Origin of the sequence: Hyphomicrobium sp. (genome assembly GCF_041659645.1) — a bacterium.
Lineage (GTDB): Bacteria > Pseudomonadota > Alphaproteobacteria > Rhizobiales > Hyphomicrobiaceae > Hyphomicrobium_B.
The window spans coordinates 133,585-146,290 of record NZ_JBAZXX010000003.1; the positions used below are offsets into that span (position 1 = coordinate 133,585).

9 protein-coding genes are annotated in these 12,706 nt (G+C 59.6%); 8 read left to right on the forward strand and 1 reads right to left on the reverse strand.

Annotated features, from left to right (window positions below):
- Window positions 1-142: 142 nt before the first annotated feature.
- The 8 genes from WC811_RS10490 to cobA all read left to right on the forward strand — a co-directional run bounded on the left by WC811_RS10490 (window position 143) and on the right by cobA (window position 11,374).
- Window positions 143-754 (forward strand): ANTAR domain-containing response regulator, encoded by a 612-nt coding sequence (locus WC811_RS10490; RefSeq protein ID WP_372644113.1) that lies wholly within the window; start codon window positions 143-145, stop codon window positions 752-754.
- Between the two features lie 2 nt (window positions 755-756).
- Entirely contained in the window at window positions 757-1,980 is a 1,224-nt protein-coding gene (locus tag WC811_RS10495; RefSeq protein ID WP_372644116.1) for a CmpA/NrtA family ABC transporter substrate-binding protein, read from the forward strand.
- A 307-nt stretch (window positions 1,981-2,287) separates the two neighbouring features.
- On the forward strand, window positions 2,288-3,613 hold the full coding sequence (locus WC811_RS10500) for a nitrate/nitrite transporter (RefSeq protein WP_372644119.1): 1,326 nt from the start codon (window positions 2,288-2,290) through the stop codon (window positions 3,611-3,613).
- Between the two features lie 8 nt (window positions 3,614-3,621).
- Window positions 3,622-6,087 carry a nitrite reductase large subunit NirB gene (gene nirB / locus WC811_RS10505; RefSeq protein ID WP_372645755.1) on the forward strand — a complete coding sequence of 822 codons (2,466 nt, stop codon included), beginning with the start codon at window positions 3,622-3,624 and terminating at the stop codon, window positions 6,085-6,087.
- A gap of 4 nt (window positions 6,088-6,091) precedes the next feature.
- Window positions 6,092-6,421, forward strand: coding sequence for a nitrite reductase small subunit NirD (gene nirD, locus WC811_RS10510; RefSeq protein ID WP_372644122.1), 330 nt, complete (start codon window positions 6,092-6,094; stop codon window positions 6,419-6,421).
- A 16-nt stretch (window positions 6,422-6,437) separates the two neighbouring features.
- Window positions 6,438-9,098: a molybdopterin-dependent oxidoreductase gene (locus tag WC811_RS10515; protein WP_372644125.1), complete on the forward strand. Its 2,661-nt coding sequence runs from the start codon at window positions 6,438-6,440 to the stop codon at window positions 9,096-9,098.
- Window positions 9,099-9,102: 4 nt separating this feature from the next.
- Entirely contained in the window at window positions 9,103-10,407 is a 1,305-nt protein-coding gene (locus WC811_RS10520; protein WP_372644128.1) for a porin, read from the forward strand.
- 127 nt (window positions 10,408-10,534) lie between these two features.
- Window positions 10,535-11,374 carry a uroporphyrinogen-III C-methyltransferase gene (gene cobA / locus WC811_RS10525; RefSeq protein WP_372644131.1) on the forward strand — a complete coding sequence of 280 codons (840 nt, stop codon included), beginning with the start codon at window positions 10,535-10,537 and terminating at the stop codon, window positions 11,372-11,374.
- 366 nt (window positions 11,375-11,740) lie between these two features.
- On the opposite strand, the gene WC811_RS10530 is transcribed toward cobA, so the two are convergent.
- The gene (locus tag WC811_RS10530) at window positions 11,741-12,658 is read right to left on the reverse strand and encodes an MBL fold metallo-hydrolase (RefSeq protein ID WP_372644134.1); all 918 of its coding nucleotides are present in this window, start codon (window positions 12,656-12,658) and stop codon (window positions 11,741-11,743) included.
- Between the last annotated feature and the right edge of the window lie 48 nt (window positions 12,659-12,706).

Genomic DNA, 12,706 nt, shown 5'->3' on the forward strand with positions numbered 1-12,706 from the left:
CGCTCGAAGCAGCGATAGCGGGTCGCAAACGACTTATCACTTATCGGCATTGACGTTTGGTCGAGACGGCTGGCCTCATAAGTAAACTAAGAACGCAGCATTAAACATTGCTTGCGAGAAGCTCTCGCTGACGGACTGAGATATGACGGCGGGACTAAAACCACTTTCTATCCTGGTTATCGACGAAAACCGCCTGCGCGCCGCCGTTATAGAGGCTGGGCTGCGGGCGGCGGGCTATGCCAATCTGACGCTCGTGCACGACATTGTGGGAATTGCCCGTCGGATTGAGGAGGTCCAGCCGGACGTCATTGTGATCGACCTCGAGAATCCCAACCGCGATATGCTCGAAAACATGTTCCAGCTATCGCGTGCCGTCAAACGTCCGATTGCGATGTTCGTCGATCGCTCCGACAGCGCCTCGATCGCAGCAGCCGTTGATGCCGGGGTTTCTGCCTATGTCGTCGACGGCCTGAAGCAAGAGCGCGTCAAGCCGATTCTCGACATGGCGATCAGCCGATTCAATGCCTTCTCGCGCATGGCACGGGAACTTGAAGAAGCGCGCTCCGAGCTCGAAAATCGTAAGCTGATCGATCGGGCCAAAGGCATCCTGATGTCTACTCGTGGCTTATCCGAGCCGCAGGCTTATGCGCTGCTGCGCAAGACCGCCATGAACCAGAACCGCAAGCTTTCGGAGATCGCCGAAAGTTTGATAACGGCGGCCGGACTTCTGGCTCCACCCGACGAGGAATCGTGACGATGCGCGGCACGTATCAAATCACAGCAGGCTTTATGCCGCTCCTCGACAGCGCCGTCCTCGTGTCTGCGAAGGAAATGGGCTTCGCCGAAGCCGAGGGCATTGATCTCACATTGGTGCGGGAAACCTCATGGGCGAACATCCGCGACCGCTTGGCCGTCGGTCATTTCCAGGTTGCCCATGTCCTGGCCCCGATGCCGATCGCCTGCAATCTCGGCCTGACACCTTTAGTCGTTCCCACCATCGTACCGATGGCGCTCGGTCTCGGCGGCAACGCGGTCACGGTGTCGAATGCGCTTTGGGATGTCATGTTTGCGCACGGCGCGAAACCCGATTTCGATCCGGCGACAAGTGGCTTCGCTTTGAAAATGGCCGTCCAGGAACGCGCCGCAAAGGGCAAATCGCCGTTGCGCTTCGCTGTCGTACATCCGTACTCGGGCCACAACTATGAGCTTCGCTATTGGCTGGCGGCTTGCGGCATTGATCCGTCGCGCGATATCGAGATTATCATAATTCCGCCCCCGCTGATGGTTGATGCCCTGGCGAGCGGCACCATCGACGGGTATTGCGTGGGCGAACCTTGGAACACGGCCGCTGCGTTGCTCGGAAAGGGGCACATCGTCACCGTCAAATCCGAAATCTGGAGATCGAGCCCCGAAAAGGTTCTTGGTGTGGGAGCCCACTGGGCTGACGGCAATCCCGATCAGCTCTTTGCACTGCTGCGCGCCCTTTGCAAATCCGCGGAATGGTGCGGAAAGGCGCCCAACCGCGAACAGCTTGCTGGAATTCTCGCTGCGAAAGCCTACGTCGCGCAGCCGGCAGCATGGATGCTACCCGCCCTTCGGGGCGAGCTTCCGACAGGCCCGGATAGCGGCCGCGCGGTCGCGAACTTCTTCACGCCGTTTGCAAATGCCGCGACGTTTCCCTGGAAGAGCCACGCGCTCTGGTTCTATTCGCAGATGGTCCGATGGGGACAGGTGCAGCACAACGCTGAGAACGCGCGCATCGCTCGCGAGACCTATCGCCCCGACATTTACCGTGCAGCTTTGAAGCCCTTCGGCGTCGCACTTCCCGTGGCCAACGCCAAGGTCGAAGGCGCCCTCACCGCTCCGACGCCGGTCGGCTCGGCAGGCGCAAGCCTCGTGCTCGGACCGGATGGGTTCTTCGACGGCGGTCTCTTCGATCCCGACAAGCTAGATGCTTATATCGAAAGCCAACGGGCCTGAGCGCGCATCGGGTACGGCGCAAGCGCGCTGCACAAATTTTGCGCGGTGCGCCTCTGATTCTGCTGAATGTTTGGACTTGCTAAAGCGTTGCTGCAATCGCTAACTAAAAAAACTCTGACAGAGTTGAGCGTTTGATTCTCAACTCTCCTAAGAAGCTGACATTTCGCTCTTAGGGTTTCTATCGCGTCCAATGGCGGGCGCTCCTCATAGGCAAAGCTGCCGATCAAGCCTTCTTACCCTTATCCGCAGGGTGCGAACGCTTGGCCGGCAGCTTTTTGGTTTTTCGCGCTACGACCGGGAGCATTCGATGCGCACACAAGAAAGTTCCGTCCTCACACTTTCCACCCCTGAAGGGCGCGCCCTTTGGATCTCGACGATCGCGTTCACGGCCTGCTTCGCAGTGTGGACCATCTTCGCGATCATCGGCATTCGTATCAAAGAACAACTCGGATTGAACGAGGCCGAATTCGGCCTCCTCGCGGGCACGCCTATCCTCACCGGTTCTTTGGCACGCATCTTTCTGGGAGTCTGGACGGATCGCTTTGGCGGCCGGCTTGTTTTCACCTTAAATATGCTGGCGGCAGCGATCGCGACGGCCCTTCTCGTCTTCGCTCACACATATCCGCAAATGCTGATAGCGGCGCTTGGAGTCGGCTTGGCAGGCGGCTCATTCGCGGTCGGAATTGCGTATGTCTCGCGCTTTTTCCAATCGGGACAGCAGGGTACCGTACTCGGTATTTTCGGAGCCGGAAACGTCGGCGCCGCAGTCACGAAGTTTGTGGCGCCGTTCGTGCTCGTCGCCTGGGGTTGGCACGCTGTCGCCCTAATCTGGGCGGCAGTCCTGGCCGTCATGGCAGTGGTATTCTGGTTCACGACGACCGACGACCCTGCGCTCATCGAGCGCCGGCGAACGGGTGCGGCGCCCAAGGCCTACGAGATGGAATTCGCGCCCCTAAAGGACATTCGTGTTTGGCGTTTTGCGCTCTATTATTTCTTCACCTTCGGCGCCTTCGTCGCCCTGGCCTTGTGGCTCCCGCGCTACCTCATCGGCGTCTACGGCTTCGATATCGAAACTGCCGGCATGGTCGCTGCGGCCTACTCCATTCCCGCCAGCATCTTCCGTGCTTACGGCGGCGTCCTGTCGGACCGCATAGGCGCTCGCGCTGTCATGTACTGGTGCTTCGGCGTTTCCGCCATCGCAACATTGGCCCTGTCGCTGCCGACGGCCGATTACGTCGTCCACGGGACGCACGGACCGATCACGGCGCACTTCGAAACCAGCCCCGTAGTTTTCGTCGGCATCGCCTTCGTGCTCGGTTTCTTCATGAGCATCGGCAAGGCCGCGGTCTACAAGCACGTCGCGTCTTATTATCCGGATAACGTCGGCTCCGTCGGCGGGCTCGTCGGCATGATCGGTGGCCTCGGCGGCTTCATTCTGCCGATCGTATTCGGCATCCTCAATCAAGCCACCGGACTTTGGACCAGCTGCTTCATGCTGCTCTTCGTGATCGTCGTGGCGCTGCTCGTCTGGATGCATCTCTCCATCCGCAGCACGGAAAAGCGCGAAGCAAATGAGAACCCCAGATCAGCGGAATCCAATGCACCGATAACACAAATGGGAATCCGGGCATGAGCACCCCAATGCAGCGACCCTCACCCGAAAAACTTGTCGTCGTCGGCAATGGCATGGCACCGGGCCGCATGCTTGAGCATTTGTTAGAGACCGCCCCCGGTCGCTACGACGTCACAATCTTCAACGCCGAGCCGCGCGTCAATTACGATCGCATCATGCTCTCGCCGGTCCTCTCGGGCGAGAAGAGCTACGAGCAGATCATCATTCACGGCGACGGCTGGTACATCAAGAACGGCATCACGCTCTACAAGGGCCACAAGATCGTATCGATCGATCGCGACGCCAAGGCCGTGACGTCGGATCACGGCGTCGTCGAACCCTACGACAAGCTTGTTATCGCGACGGGTTCGGTGCCGTTCATCCTGCCGGTGCCGGGCGCCAACCTCGCGGGTGTCTTGAGTTACCGCGATCTCGACGACGTCAACGCCATGTTGCTTGCAGCGCAATCACGCACGAAAGCCGTCGTCATCGGCGGCGGATTGCTCGGACTTGAAGCCGCCGCGGGCCTCGAATCCCAGGGAATGGACGTCACTGTGTTGCATCTGATGCCGACACTGATGGAACGCCAGCTCGATCCGGCGGCTGGTTATTTGCTGCAGAAAGCCATAGAGGAACGCGAAATCAAGGTCATCTGCAAGGCCAGCACGAAAGCGATCATCGGAGAAAAGAAAGTCGAAGGCGTCGAGCTTGCCGACGGCCGCATCATTCCGGCGACACTCGTTGTCATGGCCGCGGGCATAAAGCCGAATGCTGGCCTCGCGAAAGATGCTGGCCTCGCAACCAACCGCGGCATCGTCGTAGATGCCGGAATGCAAACCTCCGACCCGAATATCTTCGCGGTTGGTGAGTGCGCCGAAGTCGCTGGCCACGTGTACGGCCTCGTCGCACCGCTCTACGAAATGGCCCGGGTCGCCGCCGCGCACCTTGCCGATCCGTCAAGCACGGCAGCCTTCGTACACAGCGATACGCCGACGAAGCTGAAGGTCACCGGTATAGATCTTTTCTCAATCGGCGATTTCGCCGACGGCGAAGATCGGCACGAAATCGTGCTTCGAGACGCTTCAGCCGGTGTCTACAAACGGATCATCCTGAAAGACAACCGCATCATCGGCACCGTGCTCTACGGCGAAACCGCCGACGGCGCCTGGTTCAACGACCTGAAGAAAAAGCAGGTCGACATCACCGACATGCGCGACACCCTGATCTTCGGTCAGGCTTATCAAGGAGGGTCCCCCCTGGACCCTATGGCGGCCGTTGCAGCCTTGCCCGATGACGCAGAGATCTGCGGCTGCAACGGCGTGTGTAAGGGCAAGATTATCGGCGCGATTCAAGAGAAGGTCCTGACCTCGCTCGACGACGTCCGCGCCCACACCAAAGCTTCGGCATCATGTGGATCGTGCACCGGGCTCGTCGAACAGCTGATGGCGCTGACGCTCGGCGAATCTTACAATCCGACAGCGGTTCAACCCATGTGCGGTTGCACGACGCTCGGTCACGACGACGTACGCCGCCTCATCAAGGCCAAGAGCCTGAAGAACGTCTTCGCCGTCATGCAGGAACTCGAGTGGACGACGTCGTGCGGCTGCGCCAAGTGTCGCCCGGCGCTGAATTACTATCTCGTGTGCGACTGGCCAGGAGAATACGCCGACGATTATCAATCGCGCTTCATCAACGAGCGTGTTCACGCCAACATCCAGAAAGACGGCACCTATTCCGTCGTGCCGCGCATGTGGGGCGGCGTAACGAGCGCGAAAGAGTTGCGCGCCATTGCCGACGTTGTGGATAAATTCGATATCCCGACCGTCAAGGTGACGGGCGGCCAGCGCATCGACATGCTCGGCATCAAGAAAGAAGATCTGCCCGCCGTCTGGGCCGATCTCGGCAAAGCAGGTTTCGTATCGGGCCACGCCTACGCCAAGGGCCTGCGCACCGTGAAGACCTGCGTCGGAACGGATTGGTGCCGCTTCGGCACACAGGATTCGACCGGCCTCGGTATCCGCATCGAAAAATTCATGTGGGGCTCGTGGACGCCCGCCAAGGTCAAGATGGCGGTCTCGGGCTGTCCGCGAAATTGCGCCGAAGCGACGTGCAAGGACGTCGGCGTCATTTGCGTCGATTCCGGCTACGAAATTCACTTCGCGGGCGCGGCCGGCCTCGACATCAAGGGCACGGAAGTTCTGGGTCTCGTCAAGACCGAGGACGAAGCCCTCGAAGTCATCGTCGCACTCGTGCAGATGTACCGCGAGCAGGCGCGCTATCTCGAACGCATCTACAAATGGACGAAGCGCGTGACGATTGACGAGGTCCGCCGGCAGGTGCTCGACGATCTCGAAAGGCGCCAGAGCTACTACGAGCGCTTCGTGTATTCGCAGAAATTCGCCCAGGTCGATCCCTGGTCGGAGCGCGTCTCCGGTCTTCACAAGCACGAATTTAAGCCGATGGCGAGCATCGGCATGCCTCAAGCGGCGGAGTGACCCCATGACCTGGGCAATGATCGGCAGCATCACCGAGATCCCGCGCCGCGGCGCGCGCTGCGTTGAGACCCCTCAAGGCAAGATCGCGGTGTTTCGCACGGCGGAAGATCGTGTCTTCGCCATCGAAGACCACTGTCCGCACAAGGGCGGACCGCTGAGCCAGGGCATCGTCCACGGAGCAGCCGTGACCTGCCCATTGCACAACTGGGTGATCTCGCTCGAAACGGGCAAAGCGCTCGGTGCCGATGAAGGCGCGGTTCGCACCATTCCAATCAAGGTCGAAGGTGAGGTTCTCTTCATCGCTCTGGCCGCCAAAGCCGATTGCGCAGCGTGAGGCAGGAAAGCCCCGAATGACCGCGCCCCAGCCCATAAAAACGACCTGTCCGTACTGCGGCGTCGGCTGCGGCATCGTCGCGGACGTTTCCGAGGACGGAAAAGTCGCGGTGCGGGGAGACAAGGACCATCCGGCGAACTTTGGCCGCCTATGTTCGAAGGGTTCGGCGCTCGGCGAAACCGTCGATCTCGATGATCGTCTGCTTTTCCCGGAAGTCGACGGCCGAAGGGTAAATTGGGATACGGCGCACGATCTTGTTGCATCGCGCTTTTCGGAAACGATCTCAGAGCACGGTCCAGATTCGGTCGCCTTCTACGTCTCTGGTCAGTTGCTCACGGAAGACTATTACGTCGCCAACAAGCTGATGAAAGGATTCATCGGCTCCGCAAATATCGACACCAATTCGCGACTCTGTATGGCGTCGTCGGTAGCGGGCCACAAACGCGCATTCGGTTCCGATACGGTGCCCGGCTGCTACGAGGATCTCGAGCTTGCCGATCTCGTCGTGCTCGTCGGCTCGAACCTCGCCTGGTGCCATCCCGTCATCTACCAGCGCATCGTCGTCGCCAAAGAGAAGCGGCCGGACATGAAGATCGTGTTGATCGATCCGCGCCGCACCATGACGGCCGACATCGCCGACTTGCATCTGCCGATCAAGCCGGACGGCGATGTCGCGCTCTTCATCGGTCTACTCAAGCATCTGTTCGAGACCGGGTCCATTGATCGGGATTTTATTGCCGCCCACACATCGGGTTTTTCGGAGGCGCTTCGCGTCGCCGAAGCGGTCGACGCACTCACCATTATCGAGCGGACGGGCCTCGTTCACGCCGTTCTCAAGACTTTCTTCGAACTTTTTGCGCGAACGGAGAAGACGGTCACCGTCTTCAGCCAAGGCGTCAACCAATCATCCTGCGGCACCGACAAGGTCAACGCCATCATCAATTGCCATCTCGCAACGGGCCGTATCGGTAAGCCAGGAGCCACGCCGTTCTCCATCACCGGCCAGCCGAACGCGATGGGCGGACGCGAAGTCGGCGGTCTCGCAAACACGCTCGCGGCTCACATGGAATTTGACAGGCCCGGCGATTGCGATCGCGTTCAGCGCTTCTGGCAATCTCCTGCAATAGCGTCAAAGCCTGGCCTGAAGGCTGTCGATATGTTCCGCGCCGTCGCTGACGGTCGCATCAAGGCGATCTGGATCGTAGCGACGAACCCGGTCGTGTCGATGCCGGACGCAGGAAGCATCGAGGAGGCGCTTCGCAATTGCCCGTTCGTCGTCGTCTCTGACGTCATCGCCAACACGGACACCATACGGCACGCGCATGTCCGTCTTCCGGCAGCAGCGTGGGGCGAGAAGAGCGGCACCGTCACCAATTCGGAGCGGCGGATCTCCCGGCAACGAAGTTTTCTGCCACTTCCCGGCGAAGCGCTGCCGGATTGGCTGATCATATGCGAGGTGGCGAAGCGCATGGGCTTCGGCGCCGCTTTCGACTTCAGATCGTCGCGGGAAATTTTTGCAGAACACGCTGCGCTGTCCGCGTTCGAGAACGGTGGCGCACGCGACTTCGATATCGGCGCGCTCGCAAGGATTTCCGACGAAGATTTCGACGCGCTAGAACCGATTCAATGGCCGCGCCCCGCCGCCTCTGGCTCGCGAACCCGGCTGTTCTCGGATGGACAATTCTTCACGCCCGATCGGAAAGCGCGCTTCCTTGCAATTGATATCGAAGGCTCCCATCGGACGACTCCGGCCTTCCCGGTAGCCCTCAATACCGGACGCATTCGCGATCATTGGCACACGCTGACGCGGACGGGAAAAAGCGCGCGTCTCTCGCAGCATTACGGCGAGCCCTTTGCCGAAATCCACCCTGAAGATGCGGTGCGCCACAACATAAAAGACGCCGATCTCGTTCGCGTTTCCACCGGCTCGGCGTTCATTTTGGTACGCGCGCTGATCTCGGCGCGGCAGCAGCCGGGATCGATTTTCATTCCGATGCACTGGAGCGATCAGTTCGCATCTAGAGCTCGCGTCGATACGCTCGTGCAGTCGATCGTCGATCCCGTTTCGGGCCAGCCCGCATCGAAGAACATTCCTGTGCGCATCGAACGCTTCGTCGCATCCGCGTATGGTTTCGCCGTTCTTGCCTCAAAGCCCAGGCATATCGATGCTGAATATTGGGCGCTCGCAAAGTGCAACGACGGTTGGCGCATCGAGCTTGGTTTCGCCTGCGGACGCGAAGATTGGACGGCGTTCGCAACCGCGCTTTTCGGCGCGGAACCCGATGCGGAAACCATCGCTTTCCAAGATCGCCAAAGCGGAATTTTCCGATTTTCCAGCTACCGCGATGAAAGATTGTTGGGCGCCCTCTTTCTCGCGCCCGACCCCGTCGCCGTCTCGCGCGACTGGGCAGTCGCGCAACTTGCGGCTCCGCATCCCAAAGCCGGTGCCCGCTTCAAGATCATCGCCGGGCGTCCCGGCGGGGGCGGCGCCGACAAAGGTGCGACGGTGTGCTCGTGTTTTAGCGTCGGCGCCAACGAAATCGCCGCCGCCGCACGCCGCGGCTGCCGAACCGTGGCAGCCATTGGTGAAACACTTCAAGCCGGTACGAATTGCGGATCGTGCCGCGCCGAAATCCGAACGATCATTGAAGCACAGAATCTTGAAGCAGCGGAGTGAACCCTTGAAACGAGCCACCGAACTTCTTCGCTTACCGCTCATCCTTGGCGTGTTCGCGAGCTTGTCCGGCGCCTTACAAGCGGCCGATCTCGGCGGCGATTGCTGCAGCGATCTAGAGGAACGCGTTGCTGAACTCGAAGCTACGACCGCCCGCAAAGGTAATCGCAAAGTCTCCCTGACGATTTCCGGCTACGTCGCCCAGGAACTGACGTGGTGGGACGATGGCGCGGAGAGAAACGCTTATCTGCACGGACTCGGGCCGACACAGGCAACGCATGTGAAGTTCACGGGCGAAGCCCAATTCGCACCCGGTTGGAAGGCAGGATATACGCTGCGCATCCAAAATCTCGCTGACAATCCGTTCGGGCGCAACGCCTCGACTGGCGCCGCGATGAACCAGTCCTCGGCCGATTTTGATCAAGGCCTCAATGTCCAGATGTCGTACTGGTACATTCAGAGCAAAGATCTCGGCAAAGTGAGCATCGGGCGGCAGGCAGATGCTTCGAAAAGTGTTGCAATGTTCACCGATCAATCCGGCACGCAGATCATCGACAACTACACGTTTCTCGCCGGCTTTCCGCAGTTCGGAATTCGCCGGAATGGTGTTCTATTGCCTGGAATCACCTGGGGTCAGCTGGGCTATTGCTATTCGCAGAACGTTCCGTTGGGCGGCGATTGCGACGGCCTTGTGATGAATTCCGTTCGTTACGATTCTCCCGTGTTTGACGGTTTCTCCGTATCCGCAAGCTGGGGCGAAGACGACGATTGGGAGATCGCGGCACGCTATGCGGGCCGATGGAATGATTTCCAGGTTCAGCTCGGCGCGGGTTACTCTGAGAATTCCGATGAGCGTATCAGCGGCACTGCCGTGATGATCTCCAAAAATTCGCAATTCTTTCAGGCCGGCGGTTACGTCGAGCATGAGCCGACCGGGCTTTTCGTTCATGCCGCGTATGGCCACGAAGACAACAACGATGCCGTTTTGACAAACGGCCAGGTCGCGCCCGAAAGTCACCATTGGTACGTCAAATCCGGCATTCGCAGAAAATGGCTGCCGCTCGGCGCAACGGTAATTTACGGCGACTATGCCGAATACGTTGACCAGCTCGGCCCTAACGCGCTCGCTTTGGGCGCAACCGGAAGCACATTCTCGCGATACGGCGGCGGCATCGCGCAAGAGATCGATGCGGCTGCGATGATCCTCTACGTGAAGGTTCAGCATTACGGCGCCGACGTGTCCGGCGCTCCCACCTTGACCGATCTCCAAGGGCTCGATCTCGTCAGCGTCGGCGGTTTGATCAACTTCTGAAATGCAGACACTGGCGCCGTCAAGAGCGAGGATTTCTGAAATGCGGGCAGAAAATTTTCTGAGCAATGGTTTCCCGGCGGCGCGGCCTCTCTCGAGAATAGCGGAATATCTGCTGAGAGCGACGTTGATGTTTTTCGTACGGCTTCGCCAAATGCGCGTGCCGGCGCGGCCGAGACTTCACAGCAAGACGGCATGGCCCGTACCGACGGGACGTGTCACGCTCGTCGGCGCCGGGCCGGGCGATCCGGAGCTTCTGACAGTGAAGGCGCTGCGCGCGCTTGAGCGCGCGGACGTCGTGTTGTTCGATTCGCTCGTCTCCGACTCAATTCTTGAGCTGGCAAATGCCGGCGCCGAGCTTGTATGCGTCGGCAAGCGTGGAGGGCGCCAGAGTTGCCGTCAGGATGACATCAACGGCTTGATGCTGACCTATGCACGTGCCGGAAAGCATGTGGTGCGTCTCAAAGCCGGAGATCCTTCGATCTTCAGTCGGGCTGGCGAGGAAATGGCATGCCTCGAATCCGAGGGCATCGACGCGTGCATCGTACCCGGTATCACCGCGGCATCCGCAATGGCCGCAGCGTTCGGCGTTTCGCTCACGCACCGCAATCATGCCAAGTCAGTGAGGTTCGTCACCGGACACTCGAAGAATGGCGGACTGCCCGAGGATCTCGACTGGAAGGCGATCGCCGATCCGTCGGCGACGACAGTTTTCTATATGGGCGGACCCTTTGCAGGCGAAATCGCCGAGCGGCTTATCATGCTCGGAATGCCACGAGAGACGCCCGTCGGCATCGCGGCATCGCTGAGCCGCACCAATCAGCAGATCGCCCACTGCACGCTGATCGAACTTGAAGACGCAATCGCCGCCTTCGATCGTTCCGAACCCCTGCTGCTTGGGATTGGAACGGTGTATCTGAGAGCTAGCGCCACGCCTCTCGTTCAAACTGACGAATGCCGTGCGGGCTGAGTTTACCCGTCTTTCTAAGTCCCGCCTCTAAGAAGCACCGCTTAGGGTTTTGAGCGCAGACGCCCAGAAGAACGAGCCGTCATTTTCGGTCATGTCCGCTAATGACCCATCGCGTCGGATTGCTAATGTCGGCTCTACGGCTCTGAACGGCCGTCCCGGCAACGATGATCATTGGGTGCGAGGAAATCAGCCCCCATGTCTGCAAACTCTGCTTTGCGGACATTGAAGCGACGTCCGCTCATATACAAAAGCAGACATAGCTAAAGGCCAATTTTGCTTCGCGCATCCGACGATACAGAGATTGCGCGATCGCAGCTCGAGATCGGTGGAATGCTCAGACTTTGAATCTTCCCGTTCGAACCAACGTCAGTAGTCCCAAAAGACTGGAACCCAACGAAAGGCATCGCCGTCCACAGCCACCCGGCCAACCGATGGGAACGGCAGGTGAGTGGCGACCAAAAACTCGCCAGTCTCAGCGAGCTTCCGCAAAAGACGGACCCGTACGCGTGCCGCTTCGTTGGGGTCGTGCTCGAAACCATTATGCCATTCGGGCTGCTCAAACCCGGCGGCGAATACAGCGTCGCCGGCGAACGTCAGCGCGTCGTCACCAGACGCCACGCGGACCACACTATGCCCTGGCGTGTGGCCACCGGTGCGGCGGACGACAACTCCTGGCGCAACCTCGTGCTCCTCCTCAAAGGTTCGGAGGTTGCTGCGATACTCATTTGCGAACCGCTTGGCAGTGGCTCGAAGCGCATCTGGGAATCCCGGTGGCATGGCGGTGTGAGAGAAATCCGGCGCTTCCCAGAACTTGACTTCGGCGGCGGCCACGTGAATCCGCAGATCCCGACGCAGCTGCTCCTTTACGCCATCGACAAGAAGGCCGCCAACATGGTCCATATGCATATGGGTCAAAACCACATCAGTCACAGAGCCAAGATCGATTCCTGCGGCTTCCAGGCGCTTGATCAACTGCCCGGCGCGCGGCAAGTGCAAGTCCGGGTCGGACCACAGTCCCGCGTCGATGAGGATGGTCTGATTGCCGCTGCGCACGACGACGGTGTTCAGCGCCCAATCAAAAGCATCCCGAGGCAGGAACATATTATCCAACCAAGCCGCGCGGGTGTCGGGTTCGGCGTTAGGCGCCAACATTTCAGTCGGGAGTGGCAGCACGCCATCGCTGACAACCAGAACATCAATCTCGCCAATACGCACCGCATAGCGCGATGGCACCAATTCTTCGAGCATTGATCGAGTTAGATTTGATGTGACGTTTAAATCCATGACTTGCTCCTTCTAAGCGCTGATAAAGCTTGGTTCGGTGTGAAAAGT